The organism is Kitasatospora sp. NPDC034035 (genome assembly GCF_055575755.1).
The window spans coordinates 89,083-106,684 of the sequence record NZ_JBVISA010000003.1 but is presented as its reverse complement, the minus strand read 5'-3'; the positions used below and the strand labels follow the sequence as shown (position 1 = coordinate 106,684).

Sequence of the window (17,602 nt, the reverse complement as noted above, 5' to 3'; positions counted from 1 at the left end):
CCCTGCCGGGAGCGACGCTCGCATGCGGACGGCCGCGACCGAAACCGCATGGTTGGTATCTAATCTAGCGCGTGCGTCGCCCCCGCCGTCCAGCGGGGACGGCCCCCCGCCCAAGGTCTGCGGTCATCCGTAGGGCATTGCCCCAGCCCACGGGGCGGGTAGCGTGAGCGGGCCGGGCTGCGCGGCCGGGGCACCCCAGTCGCTGAACACAAACCGGGTGGTCTGTATGTTTTGCTCGGGCGTCCATGGCGGCCGCTCGACCGACACCCTGGGAGCGGGGGCCAGTCATGCCATCGATCGTAGAGCCGGACCCCCACGGCGCGTACGCCCACCCCGGACCCGGCCTCGGCCCCGGTTCCGGCTACGACTTCCACGACCGGACCGTCTCCCGGCACCTGGTGCACCGCGCCTCGGTGTCCGAGGTCCTCCTCACCGGCTGGCAGGCCACCGGCCCGTACGACTTCCTGCTCGGCGCCCAGTGGCCCCGGCTGCACGGCTTCTACCGGCTGCCCGGGGACCGCTACCACGACCCGGTGCTGATGGCCGAGACCGTCCGGCAGGCCGGGCTGCTGATCGGCCACGCCGGGTTCGGGGTGCCGCGCGGCCACCACTTCGTCATGGACGACCTCTCCTACGCCCTCGCCGAGCCCGGCCTGCCCGGCCTGGCCGTCACCTCCGCCCCGGCCTCGCTGATGCTCGCCGTCGGCTGCGAGGACGTCCGGATGCGGCACGGCCGACTGGTCTCCCTGCGGGTGCACGCCGAGGTCACCCGGGACGGCCGGCCGATCGGCCGGGGCTCGGGCCAGCTGCGCGTGCTCTCCCCCGCCTCGTACGCCCGGCTGCGCGGCCCCGGACGGCACGCCGTCGCCCCGCCGCGGCCGCCGGCCCCCACCGCGCCCGAACTCGTCGGCCGCGCACAGCCCGCCGACGTGGTGCTCAGCCCGACCCTGCGACCGGACACCTGGCTGCTGCGCGCCGACGCCACCCACCCGGTGCTCTTCGACCACGAGCTGGACCACGTGCCCGGGATGCTGGTGCTGGAGGCCGCCCGGCAGGCCGCCCAGCGGCTGCGCCACCCCGAGCCGGTGGTGCCGGTCGAGCTGGTGACCTCCTTCGACCACTACATCGAGCTGGACCGGCCCTGCTTCGTCCGGGCCGTCCCCGAGCCGGCGGCGGACGGCCGCCGACTGCCCGTACGGGTCCAGCTGATCCAGGACGGGCGGACGGCGGCCGAGTGCCGGCTGCTCACCGAGCCCCTGGACGGGCCGCTGGACGGGCCCGCCGAGGGCCCGACGGTGCCGGCCCGGCGGGACGCCCTCGACGGCCGCACCGCCGCGCCGGGCCGCGGCAGCACTCGGCTGCCGCTGGCCAGTTGACCCCCGCTACGCGGCCACCAGCGCCGATGACGGCCGCCGCCCGGCGTGCATCACGCTGAGGTTGGTCGCCAGCCTGACCGGGTCCTGGGCCAGCCAGAGCCGCAGCGCCGCCCCCAGGGCGGCACTGGCCGACTCGATCCGGACGTCGGTGATCTGCGCGATCCGGGCCGCGCCGGGCACCAGCAGGTCCGCCAGCGCGGACGGCAGCCAGACCGTCAGGGCACACGGTGCGGGCATCGCGAGCGCCCCCAGCAGCCGGTAGGCGTCCCCCGGCGCGCTCAGCGTGGGAATGATGTCCAGCAGAGCGTCGGCCACCACCTCGGACACGTCGCTCCGGTGTCCCTGGGCGAGCCGGCGGAGCAGCATGCGCTCGGCGGCGGTGATTCGGACGGTCAGCATGACCTCTTCGCACTCCATTGCGCGATTTCCTCCTCAGTTCCCTCTCGCGCCGACCGGCGGCCGGCACGAACTACCCCTGTCACACCTCGGCCCGGCTACCTTCTGCGGAGAGCCGGGCCGGTGGGTGGTTGCGCCCCGGTCAGATCCCCGCGTACGAGTGCTTGCCGGTGACGAAGATGTTCACGCCGTAGAAGTTGAAGAGCCAGAAGGCGAAGGCCGCCAGCGCCAGGTAGGCCGCCTTGCGTCCCTTCCAGCCGGCCGTCGCCCGGGCGTGCAGGTAGCAGGCGTAGGCGACCCAGGTGATGAACGACCAGGTCTCCTTCGGGTCCCACTCCCAGTACTTGCCCCAGGCCGCCTCGGCCCAGATCGCGCCCGCGATGATGGTGAAGGTCCAGAGCGGGAAGACCAGGGCGTTGATCCGGTAGGACAGCTTGTCGAGGGTGGAAGCGGCGGGCAGCCGGCGCCAGACCGACGCCGGGGTGCCCAGCGGGCCGGTGGTCAGACCGGCCGCGATCCGCTTGTCGAAGGAGTCCTTGCCGAGGTAGAGCAGCGTGGCGATGAACGCCGCGTAGAAGGCGCCGCCGCAGAAGATCGCGGTGGAGACGTGGATCGCCAGCCACGGCGAGTGCAGCGCCGGGACGAGCTGGTCGGAGTCGGTGTACAGCATCGACGTGGCGATGCCGAGCGTCAGCAGGACCGCGATGGTGACCGGCAGCCCGAGCCAGCGGACGTTCTTCCGCGCGGCCAGCAGCACGATGTACGCCGCCGCCATGGCCAGCGCGAAGGCGCAGGAGAACTCGTACATGTTGCCCCACGGCCAGCGGGACACCGAGAGGCCGCGGGTGATCACGCCGCCCGCGTGCAGCAGGGACCCCAGGACGGTGAGCGAGACCGCGATCCGGCCGGCCAGGTCGGCCTTCTCGCTGGTGCCGGCCGCGCCCGGGCCGTCCACCTCCTCCTCGCCGCGTCCGCTGGTGACCACCGTCGCGCCCTCGCCCGCCAGGGCGGTGCGGGTCAACGTGGTGGTGCCACCGTTGGCGCCCGCGACGGTCACCGTGACCTTCTTGCCGCCCTTGGTGCCGGCGGCGGCGACGGTCTCGGCCAGGTTCCCCGACTGCTCCTTCGAGCGGACCGCGACGGCGCCCTTGCTGCCGAAGGTCCACTCGAAGATCTGGGCGAACATGGCGATCGTGTAGACCACCATCGCCGAATAGATCAGCTTGTTGGAGAGGTCGGCCAGGTGTGGGTCGACCCCCGAGGCGAGATGCACCGTCTACTCCTTGGAGTTCTGGTCGGCGGGGACTGCGGGGTCTGCGGGGTCTGAGGCCTCGGCCTCGGTGTCAGCGGATCCGGCGGCGGCTTCCTCGCCGTCCGGAGCCGGGGTGTCGTCCTCGTGCTCGTGCTTGTGCTCGTCCTCGCCCTCGGAGGCGGGGGCGGGGGCGGGGGCGGGGGCGTCGTCCTCCTCGGAGGCGGGGGCGTCGTCCTGGAGGTCCACCGCGAGCTCGGCCAGCTCCTCGGCGATCTTCGCCGACTCGCTGCGGCCCAGCCCGGCCAGCTCCACCTGGGTGCCGCCGCCCGGCAGGGCGACCGCCCGCACCCAGATCCGGCGGCGCTGCACGAACAGCGAGCCGATCAGGCCGAGGATCGCCAGCACCGCACCGGACAGGGCGATCGCGTTGCCCGGGCGGTGCGAGACGTCGAAGCTGGCCCAGCGCTTGTAGCCCTCGAAGGTGACGGTGCCGTAGCCGTCCGGCAGGTCCCACGCCTGGCCGGGCCTGAGCCGGATCTTGGCGGGCTGGCCGTCCTGGGTCAGCTGGGTCATCTTCCGCATGTTGAGCTGGTAGATGTTCTGCGGGAGGCCGGAGTCGGTGCCCAGGTCGCCCGCGTAGGCGTTCAGGACCAGCTCCGGCGCCGCGTCGTCCGGGAACAGCGAGATCGGACCGGTGCCCTCGAAGCTCACCGGCGCGGTCGGCAGGAAGAAGCCGCTGAAGCCGAGCTGGGTCCGCTGGCCGTCCTTCTCGCCGTAGTCGGAGACCTTCACGACGCCGGTGGAGGTCTGGTTGGCGTCCTGCGGGAGGAACGGCGTGGCGCCGCTGTAGACGACCTCGCCCTTGGCGTTGCGGACGGTGACGACCGGGGCGAAGCCGTGGCCGATCAGGTAGACCTTGCTGCCGCCGATCTCCAGCGGGTGGTTGACCTCGATCGTGGACTTCTTCAGCTTCGACGCGTCACTGCCGGTCGCGTACTCGACGTTCGCGGTGAACTGCCGGGCGGCGCCGATCTGGGAGCCGCTGGCCTGGAACTTCGCGGTGAAGGTGTCCAGCTTCAGGTAGAAGGGGTCGAGGTCGTCGCTGCCGTAGAACCGGGTGCCGTTGAAGTCGTCGAGCTGGGTGATGGTGTTGGAGTAGCCCTCGCCCTCGACCATCAGCTTGCCGCCGGTGCCCGAGGCCAGGCTGGCCCAGGCGAAGCCGCCGAGCAGCGCGAACAGCGACAGGTGGAAGAGCAGGTTGCCGACCTCGCGCAGGTAGCCCTTCTCGGCGGCCACCGCGCCGCCGGACAGGTCGGCGCGGAAGCCGCGCTTGCGCAGCAGCCGGTGTGCGGCGGCGTTCACCGTGTCGGTGTCCGCCTCGGTGCGCCAGGCCGCGTGCACCGGCATCCGGGTCAGGTTGCGCGGCGCGGCCGGCGGCTGGGCGCGCAGCACGCCGACGAACTGCCAGGTCCGCGGGACGATGCAGCCTGCCAGCGAGACGAACAGCAGGATGTAGATCGCGGAGAACCAGACCGAGCTGTAGACGTCGAACAGCTGGAGCTTCTCGTAGATCGGCGCGACGGTGCCGTGCTGCGCCTTCCACGCCTCGACCTTCAGCTGCCCCTGGCCGTTCTGGTACTGCGGGATCAGCGAGCCGGGGATGGCGGCCAGCGAGAGCAGGAAGAGCAGGATCAGGGCGACCCGCATCGAGGTCAGCTGACGCCACATCCAGCGCGCCCAGCCGAACGCCCCTATGCCGGTCGGTCCGTCGGACTCGACCGGCGCGGAGCTGAGCCGCTCGGCGGCGAGGTCGTCCGGCGCCGGGGGCTGCTCGGTCTCGGTCGTGGTGTTGCTCACGGTCAGATTCCGATCGAGGAGTCGGCGGTCCAGGACTGCAGTTCGCTCATCCAGGAATCCCAGATCCCGGTGACGAGCAGCAGACCGACCACGACGAGCATGCCGCCGCCGATCCGCATGACGAGCGGGTAGTGCCGCTTGACCCACCCGAAGGCGCCCAGTGCCCGGCGGAAGGCCACCGCGGCCAGGATGAACGGTACGCCGAGGCCCAGGCAGTAGAAGGTCATCAGCATGGCGCCGCGCGCGGCGTCGGCCTGGTTCAGGGCCAGGTTCTGGACGGTCGCGATGGTCGGGCCGAGGCAGGGCGTCCAGCCGACGCCGAAGACCACGCCCAGCAGCGGGGCGCCCAGCAGACCGACCGCCGGACGGCGGTGGGAGCGCACCTCGCGCATGCTCAGGCCGGGGACGAGGCCCATGAAGGCGAGGCCCATCACGACGGTCACCACGCCGAGGACCATCGAGATGACGCGCTTGTGCTCCTGCAGGGTGTCGCCGAACTGGCCGAACAGCGCACCGCCGGAGACGAAGACCGCGGTGAAACCGAGGATGAAGAGCGTCGCCCCGAGCGCCATCCGGCCGCGCCGCACGCCGCGCGCGTCCGCGAGGTCGGCCGCGGAGAAGCCGGTCACGTACGACAGGTAGCCCGGGACGAGCGGCAGCACGCAGGGCGAGAAGAACGACACCAGGCCGGCCGCCAGCGCGATCGGCGCGGCCACCAGCAGCGCTCCGCTCTGGAGGGTGCCGGTGTTGTCGGCGAGCTGCTGCGGCAGGCTCACTGCTTCTGCTCCGCGACCACCGGCTGCAGGATCGACTCCAGCGCGTCCTCGGTCGTGCCGCCGACGGCGCGGGCGGCCAGCTTGCCGTCGCGGTCGACGATCAGCGTGGTCGGGATGGACTGCGGGTTGAGGCTGCCCTTGGGGAACTTGAGCAGCTGGGTGCCGGCCGGGTCGAAGATGCTCGGGTAGGTGACGCCCTGCTCCTGCTCGAAGCGGACGGCGTTGGTCTTCTCGGTGTCCCGGGTGTTGACGCCGAGGAACTGGACGCCCTGGTCCTTGTACTTGTCCGCGACGGCCTGCAGGCTCTTCGCCTCGGCCCGGCAGGGCCCGCACCAGGAGCCCCAGACGTTCAGCACGACGACCTTGCCCCGGTAGTCGGAGAGCTTGGTCTGGCTGCTCTCCAGGGTCTCCCCGGAGATGTCCGGCGCGTCCCCGCGCTTGCCGGCGTCCGCCTTCGACAGGTTGGTGCCCTTGACCGTGACGAAGCCGACCTGGCCCGCGCCGCCGCCGGACGAGCCCGAGGAGGAACAGCCGGTGAGGGCGAGCGCAGCGGCCGCGGCGGTGGCGGCGGCGGCTGCGGCGACACGGGGACGGGGGCGCGCCATGGCAGACATGTGAAAAGTTTCGCATGGAGTTCCGGGCAGGTTCGGGGGGGTCCTGCCTTGCGCGTCGCACCCCCTCTGACCTGCGACGAAATCGGGTCACCCGGCGCTCGCCGGGTGACCCGAAGTCATACTTACGCACCGCTTACGGAGGCGCTCGCGAGTGTCAGGCGCCGAAGCTCTTGCCCACCGGCTTGTCGCCCTTGCGGCCCTTGCCCACCAGGTGCGCGGGCAGCAGGTCGCGGGCCGGCTCGCGGTAGCCGACCGAGACGATCTTGTCGCCCTCGAAGGTGAAGCTGGTCAGCGAGGCCAGCGAGCACTGCCGGTTGCGCGGGTCGTGCCAGAGCCGGCGGCGCTCGACGAAGGACCGGACGATCCAGATCGGCAGCTGGTGGCTGACGCAGACCGCCTCGTGCCCGCGCGCGGCGTCCCGGGCGGCGCCGAGCGCGCCCATCATCCGCACCACCTGGTCGAGGTACGGCTCGCCCCAGGAGGGCTTGAACGGGTTGGTGAGGTACTTCCAGTAACCCGGGTTGCGCAGCGAGCCGTCGCCGACGCCGAAGGTCTTGCCCTCGAAGATGTTCTCGGCCTCGATCAGCCGCGCGTCCGCCGCGACGTCCAGGCCGTGCGCCTTGGCGATTGGCTCGGCGGTCTCCTGGGCCCGCTCCAGCGGCGAGGCCACCACGTGGGTGATGTCCCGGCCGGCCAGGTCCTCGGCCACCCGGTCGGCCATCCGCCGGCCCAGCTCGGACAGGTGGTAGTCCGGCAGCCGCCCGTACAGGACGCCCTCCGGGTTGTGCACCTCACCGTGCCGCATCAGGTGGACGACGGTGATCTCTTTGGCGCTCACTTCTCAACTGCTCCTGGGGCTCGGGGTGGACTGGGCCGTGGCGGCCGGTCTCGCGACCGGGCCGTGGCGACTAGGCCGTGGCGGCGGCAGCGGCGCGCGCGGCGACCGGCAGGGCGGCGGCGATCCGCTCGATCGCCCGCTCGTCGTGGGACGCCGAGACGAACCAGGACTCGAACGCGGACGGCGGCAGGTAGACGCCCTCGGCCAGCATCGCGTGGAAGAAGGCGGTGAAACGGTACGCCTCCTGGGTCTTCGCCTGGTCGTAGTCGGTCACGGCGGCGTCGGTGAAGAACACCGAGAACATGTTCCCGGCGGTCTGCAGCCGGTGCGCCACGCCCTCCTTGGCGAGCGCCTCGGCGACCAGGCCGGACACCTCGGCGGCGACGGCGTCCACCTTCGCGTACACCTCGTCGGTGCAGCCGCGCAGCTGGGCCAGGCCGGCCGCGGTGGCGATCGGGTTCCCGGACAGGGTGCCCGCCTGGTAGACCGGGCCGGCCGGGGCCAGGTGCGCCATCACGTCGGCGCGGCCGCCGAAGGCCGCGGCCGGGAAGCCGCCGCCCATGACCTTGCCGAAGGTCAGCAGGTCCGGCGCCCAGCCCTCGTTCGCGGCCTCCAGGCCGTACCAGCCGGCCTTGGAGACGCGGAAGCCGGTCATCACCTCGTCGGAGATGAACAGCGCGCCGTTGTCCCGGCAGAGCCGGGCCAGGCCCCCGTTGAAGCCGGGCAGCGGCGGGACGACGCCCATGTTGCCGGGCGAGGCCTCGGTGATCACACAGGCGATCTCGCCCGGGTGCGCCGCGAAGGCCTGCTCGACGGCGGCCAGGTCGTTGTACGGCAGCACGATGGTGTCGCCGGCCTGGGCGCCGGTGACACCCGGGGTGTCCGGCAGGCCGAAGGTCGCCACACCGGAACCGGCGGCGGCCAGCAGGGCGTCCACGTGACCGTGGTAGCAGCCGGCGAACTTCACCACCTTCGCCCGGCCGGTGAAACCGCGGGCCAGCCGGATCGCGGACATGGTGGCCTCGGTGCCGGAGGAGACCAGGCGGACCTGCTCGACCGGGGCGACCCGGGCGACGATCTCCTCGGCCAGCTCGACCTCGCCCTCGCCGGGCGTGCCGAAGGAGGTGCCGCGGGTGACGGCCCGCTGGACGGCGTCGATCACCGCGGGGTGCGCGTGGCCGAGGATCATCGGACCCCACGAGCACACCAGGTCGACGTACTCGCGGCCGTCGGCGTCGGTCAGGTAGGGGCCGGTGCCGGACACCATGAAGCGCGGCGTGCCGCCGACCGCGCGGAAGGCGCGCACCGGGGAGTTGACGCCGCCGGGCGTCACCACGGAGGCGCGATCGAACAGCGACTGGGACTGGGGGGCTTCGTACGGGTAGCTCACGGGAGACATGGTCTCAAATCGTGTCCTTGCCCTCTGCATGTCGGACCCGATCATCTGGAACGATGATCCGGGCACCGTTGTCTGTACGGTTGTCCGTACAGTCCGTACGGACGGGGCCGCTGAGCGCTCCGGAGGACGGACCAGTCAGACTGTGTACACAGAGTGCGCGAGCGCTCCGGTTTGTGTACAGGGGTGTGGAGAGGACTGCCGCGTACCGCGAGTGGGTACGGCGGCGCATGACGGGTAAGGAGCACGTCCGGAGGGACGCCGGACGTGCGGGGGTCTGTCGATTCCGGCGAATTCCGGTGAGGATGGTCCGAGTGTCCGAGGCGCAGGACGGTTACGACGAGGCCGCGGGGGGCTCCCGCAGGCCCGCCGAGACCGCACGCGGGGGTACGGGAGCGGGTACGGGACGTGGTCGCCGCGGCGGCGAGAGGCGGGGTGAGGGACGCGTGGGGGTGACGTACAAATACTTCGGCGCCCCCGACCGCGCCACCGCCGCCAGAGTCCCCACCGCCCTCGGCCCGGGCGGACTCGGCCTGGACGCCGGCGAACTCGGCTCGCTGGGGCGGCTCGGCGACCTGATGGAGACCAGCGGCTCCCCCACCGGCCACCTCTCCACCAAGATCAAGCCGGAGACCATGAGCGCCATGGTCCTCACCGGGATCCAGGGCGTCCCGCTGCACCAGGTGCCCCCGCTGGAACTCGTCGTGCTGCACCCGGACTACGCCGTCGTCCAACTCCCCCACAACGTCGTCGAACCGCTCCGCAAGGCGGACGAGACCGAGCTCGGCGCCGCCGCCTTCATCTGGTCCACCGTGCCGGACCGGCGCGGGCCGCGGGACGCCTTCGTGATCTACAGCATGCTGCACGAGTGGCAGGACTTCGCCAACCGGCTGCACGACGCCGGGCACCAGCTGTACTGCCTGGTCTGGCCGTAAGGCCACCCGAGACGCCGCTCGCAACACCGGCCGTGACGCCGACCGCGGCAATGGCCGCAGCGCCGCGCCCCGAACCGCTGGACACGGGCCGGGGTGAGGCGAGTCGACTTGACATCAATTCTCTTCGGTGGCGGTCGACTTGAGCACGGTGGCGGCGACCAGCAGCGCCGCGGTGAGCAGGCCGGCGGCGATCCCGAAGGCGAGCCGGAAGCCGCCGGCGAGGGCGTCGGCGCCGGCCTGCCCGGCCGCGGCCAGGGTGGCGGTGCGGCCGTCGGCGAGGGTGGTGAGGACGGCGACCCCGAGCGCGCCGCCGATCTGCTGAGTGGTGTTGAAGAGGCCGGAGGCGGCGCCCGCGTCGTCCGGACCGGCGCCCGACATGCCGAGGACGGCGAGGGTGGAGAGCACCAGGCCGCCACCGCCGACGAGCAGCATGGTCGGCAGCAGGTGAACGGCGTAGTCGGCGTCGGCGGGCAGCCGGGCCAGCAGGCCGAGCGCGGCGACCAGCAGGGCGAGACCGGCCGGCAGGACGCGGCGCTCGCCGAAGCGCGCACTCAGCCGGGCCGACAGCAGCAGGGACACCGCGCCGATGGCGACCGCGGCCGGCAGCATCGCGAGGCCGGTGGCGGCGGCCCCGTAGCCGAGGACGTTCTGCAGGTAGAGGGCGACCAGGATCTGGAAGCCGAACATCCCGGAGATGGTCAGGACCTGGACGAGATTGGCGCCGGAGACGTTGCGGGAGCGGAACATCCGCAGCGGCAGCAGCGGCTGGGCGGCCCGGCCCTCGTGCCACAGGAACGCGGCCAGCAGGGCGACGGCGAGCGCGCCCAGGCCGAGGGTGCGGGCGGAGGCCCAGCCGTGCTCGCCGGTGCCGACGATCGTGTAGACGCCGAGCATCAGGGCGGCGGTGATCAGCGCGGCGCCGAGGGCGTCGGCGCCGGCCCGCAGGCCGGGGCCGCGCTCGGACTCCAGCACCCGGACGGCGAGCAGGGCGGCGGCGATGCCGAGCGGCAGGTTGATCAGGAAGATCCAGTGCCAGTTGAGGGCCTGGGTGAGGACCCCGCCGAGCACCTGGCCGATCGAGGCGCCGGCCGCACCGACGAAGCTGAACGCGCCGATCGCGCGGCCGCGTTCGCGCGGTTCGGGGAAGAGCGTGACGATCATGCCGAGGCTGACCGAGGAGGCGAGCGCGCCGCCGACGCCCTGGAGGAAGCGGGCGCCGATCAGCAGCCCGGGGCTGGTGGCGACGGCGCAGAGCAGCGAGGCGGCGGTGAAGACGGCGAGCCCGGCGACGAAGACCCGCTTGCGGCCGATCAGGTCGCCGAGCCGGCCGGCCAGCAGGAGCAGGCCGCCGAAGGCGATCAGGTAGGCGTTGACGGTCCAGGTCAGCCCGGACGGCGAGAAGCCGAGGTCCTCCTGGATGGCCGGCAGGGCCACGGTGACGATCAAGCCGTCCAGGATGATCATCAGCATTCCCGCGCAGAGCACCGCGAGGGCGAGGGTGCGGGAGCGGGCGGGGGTGGCGAGGGCCGCGAGGGGTGCGGCCGGGGCGTGCGTGGTCATGGCGGTTCTCCCGGTTCGTCGAGTACCGAGTAGAACGCTATCAGATTGTTTTGTTCGGGACTATCTATCTCGGGATCAGGTGTGCGAGGTGCTCGGCGAAGTGGGCCTACCCGCGGGAACGACGGGCCCGGCGTACGGTGCGGTCGCTCTCCACCGGCTCCGCGAGAGGGCCGTCCACCAGGTGCGACAGCGCCGAGACGAACACCTCGCGCTCGGGCTGCGGCAGCGACTCCAGCACCTCACGGTGCACCCGGTCCGCGATCGCGGTGCCCTGCACCACGGCGCGGGCGCCCGCCTCGGTGACGGAGATGACCCGGGCCCGGCGGTCGGTCGCGGACGGCCGGCGCTCAGCCAGGCCCGCCTTCTCCAGCTCGTCCACCGTGACCACCATCGTGGTCTTGTCCAGGTCGCTCAGCTCGGCCAGCTGGATCTGGGTGCGTTCGGCCTCCTGCGCGTGGAACAGCACGCAGTACGCGCGGGGGGTGATCCCGAGCTCGGTGAAAGCGGCCGACATGCGCGTGGCCAGCACGTGGCTCGCGTGGTCCAGCAGGCCGGAGATGTCGCGGATCTGCCGTACGGGCGGGGTCGTCGTCATACGTCCGAGGTTAGCAACGGCCCGTCTGCTGCCGGATGATCCCGTTGCCAACCAAAGCCGGGTCTACGGAATGCCCAACTCGAACAGCGCATAGCCGGCGTACCACCCGGCCGCGATCACGGGCATCGCGAACAGCCCGACCAGCGAGGACACCCGCACCCGGCGCAACGCGAACGCCAGGCCGATGCAGAGCGGGAAGGCCGGCAACAGGTACCGCGAGATGTTGCCGAAGATCTGGTTGCTGCTCAGCGCGGTGGCGATGGTGAGCGCGGTGTAGACCCACAGGACCAGCGGCGGCCGGGCCCGCCAGAGCAGCACCAGCAGTCCGGGCAGGGCCATCAGCAGGGCGATGGCGATCAGGTCCGGGACGGGGTTGGACTGCCAGAAGTCCCAGTGGCCGGTGATCACGTCCATGATCGTGCGGAGCGTGGAGGCACCGCCGTCGAAGTAGCGGTTCCACGCGCCCCGCTGGAGCTTGAAGTAGCCGCCCCAGTCGCCCATCTTCCAGCCGACCCAGGCGACGAAGCCGATCAGGCCCCACGGGGTGATCAGCATCGCGGTCAGCGGACGGGCCACCCCGTCGGTCCGGCGCACCAGCGCGACCAGCGCGGCGATCGACACGGCGGCGATCAGCGCGGCGGCGGTCGGCCGGTTGAGGCCCGCCACCAGCGCCAGCAGACCGGCCGTCAGCCAGCGGTGGGTCATCACGCAGTAGCAGGCCCAGGCGGACAGCGCCACGAACAGCGAGTCCGAGTAGACCGCCCACTCCACGCCGGAACCCGGGAACAGGCCCCAGATCACCGCGGCCGTCACACCCGCCCGGAAACCGCCGAGCCGCTCGGCGATCGCGAAGATCCCGGCCGCCGCGACCAGCGAGGCGAGCACCGAGACCACGATCCCGGAACCGTACGAGCCGAGCCCGGTGACCGCGCCGACCAGCCGCATCAGCCACGGGTAGAGCGGGAAGAAGGCGGCCGAGTTCTCGTAGTAGGTGGCCAGCGGGAAGCCGTGCAGCGGAATCAGCTGCGGGTCGTACCCGTTGTCGGCGATCCGCTGGTACCAGACGCCGTCCCACGTGCTCAGCACGTCCCAGGGGTTGGCGCCGCCGCCGCGCCCCGGCTGCTTCTTCAGGTAGTCGCCGGTGTGCGAGAGCAGCAGCATGAAGACGGTCAGGCCGATGGCCTTGACCACCGCGTACGCGCCCAGCGCGGGCGCGAACCGGTCCACCAGCGCCCCGAACCGCCCGGGCCGCTGGGCCGTCCGCTCCTCGGACGGCGCCGGCGTCGCCGCGGCGGACGCCCCGGGCTCGGTGCTGGACGACTCGGTGCTCGATGCCGTGCTCATCTGCTCTGGGTACTCCCCGCCCCGCTCGTGGTCCGCGCGGCTCCGGCGCAACGATTTTCCCGTGAGCCTACGGCACACCCCCGGCGGGAAAACCGCTGGCGCCCCGGCGGCGGCGCCCGCGACGATTCCGGGTATGCCGAGCACCCCGCCGACCCGCCGGATCCGGGCCGCCCACACCGCCGACACGATCACCGTCTACCAGGCGTTTCCACCGGAGATCGCCGAGCCCGCGGCGGCCGACGGGCGGTTCCCGGAGGCGTTCAAGCGCGACCGGATGACCTGGATCAAGCCGTCGTTCCTCTGGATGATGCACCGCAGCGACTGGGGAAGGAGCCCCGGGCAGGAGCGGGTGCTGGCGCTGGAGATCAGCCGGGAGGGCTTCGACTGGGCGCTGGAGCAGGCGGTGCTGAGCGCCTACACCGGCCGGGTGCACGACTCGCAGGCCGCGTGGAAGCGGGAGCTGCGGCACAGCCCGGTCCGGGTGCAGTGGGACCCGGAGCGCGACCTCCACCTGCGGCCGCTGGACCACCGGGCGGTCCAGGTCGGACTGCGCGGCGAGGCGGTGCGGCGGTACGCGGACGAGTGGATCCGGCGGATCTCGGACGTCACCGAGCTGGCCGGGCGGGTGCGGCTGGAGCGGGACCCGGCGCTGCTGCCGGTCGAGACGCCGTACCCGGTGGGTGCGGCCGTCGCCGCCCGGTTGGGGGCGGCGACGGCCTGAGCGGTGCCCGGGGGGTCAGCCCTGGACGTAGACGATGCCGAGCTTGGTGAGCTGCCAGAGCTGGTTGGCGGCGCCGGTGTCGGTGGCCAGCTCGACGTAGGGGTTGCCCTTGGCGTCGAGGGTGCTTCCGGCTGCCAGGACCCTGCTCTGGTCCTGGGAGTCGGCGATCTTGTAGCGGCCGTCGCCGGCCGGCTTGAAGACCCAGTGCTGGTTGCCGCCGCCGTTGCAGCGCCACTGCTGGATCCGGGTGCCGGGGGCGGTGGCGGCCGCGTTGGCGTCCAGGCACATGTCGCGGTTGCCGCTGAAGTCGAGTTCGTAGCTGCCGCCGGCCTTGGCCTCCAGCACGAAGGACTGGTTCAGCCCGCCGCCGGCCGGGTAGCTGATGGCGGCCCGGCCGTTGGTGGAGTCGCCGTAGGTGCCGCCGCCGGTGAGGTCCAGGGCGTTGCCGGTGCCCGCGTTGGTCAGCTGGTACCAGGCGCCGTCCTCGGGGCCGTCGCCGAAGGGTTTCCCGGGGGTGAGCGGCTGGATCGACGTGGTGTTCTGCTGGTTGAGCGTGCAGTAGGCCTGCGTCAGTTCGGGCCGGGCGTAGAACTGGCCGAGGCAGACGCCCTCGCCGCGGTAGCCGGCCACCCGCAGGTGGTACGACTGGCGGACCATGTTCATGCACAGGCCGGGGATGCCGATCTGCGAGTCGCAGCCGTTGCGCACCCACTCGGAGAGGTTGATGACGTCCCCGTTGGAGTACTCGTACGGGGAACTGGTCCACTCCGCGCAGACCTCGTGCCCGAAGGCGACCCGCCGCTGGTCCAGGTACCGGACGCCGGGCACCTGTTCGGCCGCGCCGCGCAGCGCGTCGCTCAGGGTCGGGACCACCCAGTTGTGGCCCCAGGCGAGGTCCTCGGGGAAGGCCGGGCAGCCGTCGGCGACCTTGCCGAGGTAGTCGTTGCGCCGGATGTCCGGGGTGATCGGGTTGAAGTACGACTGGTAGACCAGCTGGTACGAGGAGTCGGCGTAGCCGGCCTTGCGCATGGTCTGCCGGATGTTCTGCAGCGCCGCGACGACCTTGGGCTGGACGCCCTTGGCCCGCCGGAGGATCTCGTCGCTGCCGATGGTGTCGCGGCAGCCCTGGTCCTTGGGGACCGGGAAGTACTGCGCCAGGCAGTGCATCATGATGCCGCTGAAGTCGAAGTCGTCGTTGGCGCCGATCGTCACCACGACCAGCTTGACGTCGTACTTGGACGCCGCGTCGGCGAGCTTGACGTCCTGTTTGGGCTCGCCGAAGTCGCCGCTGCCCGCGCCGGTGATCTTCGCCAGCTCGGGGTCGCTGACCAGGTCGCCGGTCTGGGCGCCGGAGCAGGCGAGGTCGATCGGGGTGACCCCGGGGATGTCGGTGACGAAGATCTCCGACTTGGGGTGCCGGTGGCAGTAGTCGGTGGGGCTGTCGGTGTCCGGGAAGTAACCGTCGCCGGTGTCGGTGCCGGCGCCCTCCCCGGAGATGGCGCTGTCGCCGAGGGCGACGACCGCTGCCGGTTTGACGGCGCCGGGTGCCGGGGCGGGGGCGGAGTCGGCGAGGGCGGCGGGGGCGCCGGCCAGGCCGAGGGTGGCTATGAGGGCGCCGGTGGCGAGCGCCGCCGACAGGCGGGACCTGATCACACGCGACTCCTTGCGGGGTGGGGAACCGCCCGGCCGGGTGGGCGCCGAGCGGCGCGGGCCAAGGGGAGAGCAGGAAGGTGAGCAGGACTCGGATTCTAGGTACTGACAAGTAGTCCAACAAGACTTCTGACACGCAGTCCGCGTGACCGCGCGACCACCGGAACGTGCGGGCACAGAAAGAAGAGCCGCCGTTCCGCGCCCCAGGAGGGAAACGCGCAACGGCGGCTCTCACCGGCCGAACCGGGTGTGGACTCAGCCCACGTTGGCGCAGTGGTTGCCGAACGCGGGGTTCAGCAGGCCGGCGGCGTCGACGGTGTTGCCGCACAGGTTGAGCGGGATGTGGATCGGCACCTGGATCTGGTTGCCGGAGATGACACCGGGGGAACCGGCGGCGACACCCTCGGCGCCGGAGCTGGCCATCGCGGTGCCGGCGCCGGCGGCCACGATGCCCACCACGGCCGCGCCGACGGCGGCGGTCTTCTTGATGCTCATGTGAGCCTCCTGACTGTTCAACAGAGATGCACGGGGAGTGCGACATCAAGAACGACACCCGTCCGGACCGGTTGCGACGGTGCGCGCACTGTCACCCGTCCGGAGCAGCGGAGCCTCTGACCGGCATTCGGGTGATCGACGGGCCGGACCGTTTCCCCCCGCGCGCCGCCTCGTTCTCCCTGGCGAAGACGATCCAACCGGCCCTACTCAATGAAATCGAGTACCGCCCATGCGCAGCTCGCCCACGGCCCGTCGGCACCGAGGCCACCGGCAAGTCGGTCGACGTGGCGGGCCCCCCAAGAACCCGGCGTTCGACGACACCGCCTGAACGCCTGACCGGGAATTCCCGGTCGCGCCTTTGTCCGAATCGTTCCCGGCCGCGCGGAAATCGTTCGCGAGGCACCGGAAACAACGCGGCGGCTGCGTCGACGCCCGAGCCATGGGCGGAACACGCCGGTGTGCGCCGTCGGAGTGACAATCACGGCGATCCCTGAAGCCATCAGGCGAGTATTCGTGCTCGCCCGGCTCCCGACATTTCCCTTCCGTCGGGCAGAAACTCGGAGGAAATTCATGCGTAACCTCAAGAAGGCCGCCGCCCTGTCGCTGGCCGCCACCGGCCTGGTGCTCGGTGCCGCCGGCGGCGCGTTCGCCAGCGCGGGCGCCGAGGGTGTGGCCGCCGGCTCCCCCGGCGTGCTCTCCGGCAACCAGATCCAGGTGCCGATCCACGTCCCGATCAACCTGTGCGGCAACAGCATCGGCGCGGGCGGCCTGCTGAACCCGGCGTTCGGCAACACCTGCGTCAACGCCGGCTGAACCGGCGGTCGCCGCACCGGCGACAGCTGATTCACCGAGCACGTGCCGCGCTCCGCAGCGCCGGGGGGCGGCACGCTCCAACCATGTGTGATCGAGGAGATCAACCCCCATGCAGAACGTGAAGAAGGTCGCCATCCTCTCCGCCGCCGCCGCCGGCCTGGTGCTGGGCGCGGCGGGCTCCGCCGCCGCCAGCGCGGGCGCCGAGGGTGTGGCCGCCGGCTCCCCCGGCGTGCTCTCCGGCAACCAGATCCAGGTGCCGATCCACATCCCGCTCAACCTGTGCGGCAACACCATCAGCGCGGGCGGCCTGCTGAACCCGGCGTTCGGCAACAGCTGCGCCAACGTGGAGATGCACCCGAAGCCCGCGGACGACTGCTGATCCCCGATCGGCACGTGTTCCGGCCGAACTGCCCCCCGACCAGCCGGCCGGGGGGCAGTTCGGCATCCCCGGGCGACTTCCGACCGTCCGGGACACCGATCCACCGAAGGGTGATCCGCATGGTTTCGATGAAGAGCGGGGCGGGCCTGGCCGCCGCCGTCGGCGCGGCAGTACTGCTCGGCGCCGGTTCCGCGCAGGCCGCCACCGCCTCGGGCCAGCCGCCCGCGGCGGGCCCGGCCTCGCTGGCCAAGACCGACGTCGGGCAGGCACTGAACGGGACGACGGCCGGGCTCGGCTACGGCGTCGCGCCGCTCAAGAGCCTGCGCCTGGACCCGTGGGCCAACTCCTCGGCCGACGTGCTCAACAACGGCGCGACCGTCCAGCCGGACCAGGGCCTGGCCCCGGTCGGCACCGGCACGCTGACCGGTCCGCTGAGCGCGGGCGGCGGCGTCAAGGACCTGCCGCTGGTCGGCGGGCTGACCGGCGCCCTGCCGGGCTGAGCCGTCGGGGGGAACCAGAGCCCGAGGACCCCCCCCCGCGGCGGGGGGTCTGGGTTCTTGTTCGCCCGAAGGCTGGGTAGAAGTGGGGTCGGGGTGGTCGACCCG

General features: G+C 72.2%; 18 protein-coding genes. 6 read left to right on the top strand and 12 right to left on the bottom strand.

Translation table 11 applies throughout. The annotated features are described in order from the left end of the window. The first annotated feature begins 287 nt into the window (after window positions 1-287). On the top strand, window positions 288-1,376 hold the full coding sequence (locus tag ACZ52J_RS05340) for a ScbA/BarX family gamma-butyrolactone biosynthesis protein (RefSeq protein WP_465616021.1): 1,089 nt from the start codon (window positions 288-290) through the stop codon (window positions 1,374-1,376). A 6-nt stretch (window positions 1,377-1,382) separates the two neighbouring features. Here ACZ52J_RS05340 and ACZ52J_RS05335 read toward each other — a convergent pair whose 3' ends face one another. The 7 genes from ACZ52J_RS05335 to hemL all read right to left on the bottom strand — a co-directional run bounded on the left by ACZ52J_RS05335 (window position 1,383) and on the right by hemL (window position 8,508). Next, entirely contained in the window at window positions 1,383-1,793 is a 411-nt protein-coding gene (locus tag ACZ52J_RS05335) for a hypothetical protein (protein WP_360495578.1), read from the bottom strand. 121 nt (window positions 1,794-1,914) lie between these two features. Then, window positions 1,915-3,045, bottom strand: coding sequence for a c-type cytochrome biogenesis protein CcsB (gene ccsB, locus ACZ52J_RS05330; RefSeq protein WP_360495581.1), 1,131 nt, complete (start codon window positions 3,043-3,045; stop codon window positions 1,915-1,917). 3 nt (window positions 3,046-3,048) lie between these two features. Beyond that, entirely contained in the window at window positions 3,049-4,881 is a 1,833-nt protein-coding gene (gene resB / locus ACZ52J_RS05325) for a cytochrome c biogenesis protein ResB (protein WP_465616019.1), read from the bottom strand. A gap of 2 nt (window positions 4,882-4,883) precedes the next feature. Further along, window positions 4,884-5,657, bottom strand: coding sequence for a cytochrome c biogenesis CcdA family protein (locus ACZ52J_RS05320; RefSeq protein WP_360495587.1), 774 nt, complete (start codon window positions 5,655-5,657; stop codon window positions 4,884-4,886). Further along, entirely contained in the window at window positions 5,654-6,271 is a 618-nt protein-coding gene (locus ACZ52J_RS05315; protein ID WP_465616017.1) for a TlpA family protein disulfide reductase, read from the bottom strand. The genes ACZ52J_RS05320 and ACZ52J_RS05315 overlap by 4 nt, the downstream gene beginning before the upstream one ends. Before the next feature lie 154 nt (window positions 6,272-6,425). Beyond that, the gene (locus ACZ52J_RS05310; RefSeq protein ID WP_465616362.1) at window positions 6,426-7,076 is read right to left on the bottom strand and encodes a histidine phosphatase family protein; all 651 of its coding nucleotides are present in this window, start codon (window positions 7,074-7,076) and stop codon (window positions 6,426-6,428) included. A 103-nt stretch (window positions 7,077-7,179) separates the two neighbouring features. Continuing rightward, complete coding sequence (hemL, locus tag ACZ52J_RS05305; protein WP_465616015.1) at window positions 7,180-8,508, bottom strand: glutamate-1-semialdehyde 2,1-aminomutase; 1,329 nt, start codon at window positions 8,506-8,508, stop codon at window positions 7,180-7,182. Window positions 8,509-8,957: 449 nt separating this feature from the next. Between hemL and ACZ52J_RS05300 the strand changes: the two genes are divergently transcribed. Further along, the gene (locus tag ACZ52J_RS05300; protein WP_121174810.1) at window positions 8,958-9,440 is read left to right on the top strand and encodes a hypothetical protein; all 483 of its coding nucleotides are present in this window, start codon (window positions 8,958-8,960) and stop codon (window positions 9,438-9,440) included. Between the two features lie 114 nt (window positions 9,441-9,554). Here the strand turns inward: ACZ52J_RS05300 and ACZ52J_RS05295 are convergent, their stop codons facing one another. The 3 genes from ACZ52J_RS05295 to ACZ52J_RS05285 all read right to left on the bottom strand — a co-directional run bounded on the left by ACZ52J_RS05295 (window position 9,555) and on the right by ACZ52J_RS05285 (window position 12,939). Next, window positions 9,555-11,000: an MFS transporter gene (locus ACZ52J_RS05295; RefSeq protein ID WP_465616012.1), complete on the bottom strand. Its 1,446-nt coding sequence runs from the start codon at window positions 10,998-11,000 to the stop codon at window positions 9,555-9,557. A gap of 106 nt (window positions 11,001-11,106) precedes the next feature. Beyond that, a complete protein-coding gene (locus ACZ52J_RS05290; RefSeq protein ID WP_360495600.1) occupies window positions 11,107-11,595 on the bottom strand; it encodes a MarR family winged helix-turn-helix transcriptional regulator in 489 nt (162 codons plus the stop codon). 63 nt (window positions 11,596-11,658) lie between these two features. Further along, window positions 11,659-12,939, bottom strand: coding sequence for a hypothetical protein (locus ACZ52J_RS05285; protein WP_465616010.1), 1,281 nt, complete (start codon window positions 12,937-12,939; stop codon window positions 11,659-11,661). Between the two features lie 133 nt (window positions 12,940-13,072). On the opposite strand from ACZ52J_RS05285, the gene ACZ52J_RS05280 reads away from it, so the two are divergent. Beyond that, window positions 13,073-13,660, top strand: coding sequence for a DUF4291 domain-containing protein (locus tag ACZ52J_RS05280; RefSeq protein ID WP_465616008.1), 588 nt, complete (start codon window positions 13,073-13,075; stop codon window positions 13,658-13,660). A 15-nt stretch (window positions 13,661-13,675) separates the two neighbouring features. Here the strand turns inward: ACZ52J_RS05280 and ACZ52J_RS05275 are convergent, their stop codons facing one another. Then, on the bottom strand, window positions 13,676-15,313 hold the full coding sequence (locus ACZ52J_RS05275; RefSeq protein WP_465616006.1) for an RICIN domain-containing protein: 1,638 nt from the start codon (window positions 15,311-15,313) through the stop codon (window positions 13,676-13,678). Window positions 15,314-15,565: 252 nt separating this feature from the next. After that, window positions 15,566-15,805, bottom strand: a complete 240-nt coding sequence (locus tag ACZ52J_RS05270; RefSeq protein WP_465616004.1) for a chaplin — start codon at window positions 15,803-15,805, stop codon at window positions 15,566-15,568. 570 nt (window positions 15,806-16,375) lie between these two features. On the opposite strand from ACZ52J_RS05270, the gene ACZ52J_RS05265 reads away from it, so the two are divergent. From ACZ52J_RS05265 to ACZ52J_RS05255, 3 genes are all read left to right on the top strand, one after another. Continuing rightward, complete coding sequence (locus ACZ52J_RS05265; protein WP_465616002.1) at window positions 16,376-16,618, top strand: chaplin; 243 nt, start codon at window positions 16,376-16,378, stop codon at window positions 16,616-16,618. A 109-nt stretch (window positions 16,619-16,727) separates the two neighbouring features. Beyond that, window positions 16,728-16,997, top strand: a complete 270-nt coding sequence (locus ACZ52J_RS05260; RefSeq protein WP_465616000.1) for a chaplin — start codon at window positions 16,728-16,730, stop codon at window positions 16,995-16,997. Between the two features lie 119 nt (window positions 16,998-17,116). Then, window positions 17,117-17,497: a hypothetical protein gene (locus ACZ52J_RS05255; protein ID WP_465615998.1), complete on the top strand. Its 381-nt coding sequence runs from the start codon at window positions 17,117-17,119 to the stop codon at window positions 17,495-17,497. Window positions 17,498-17,602 lie beyond the last annotated feature (105 nt).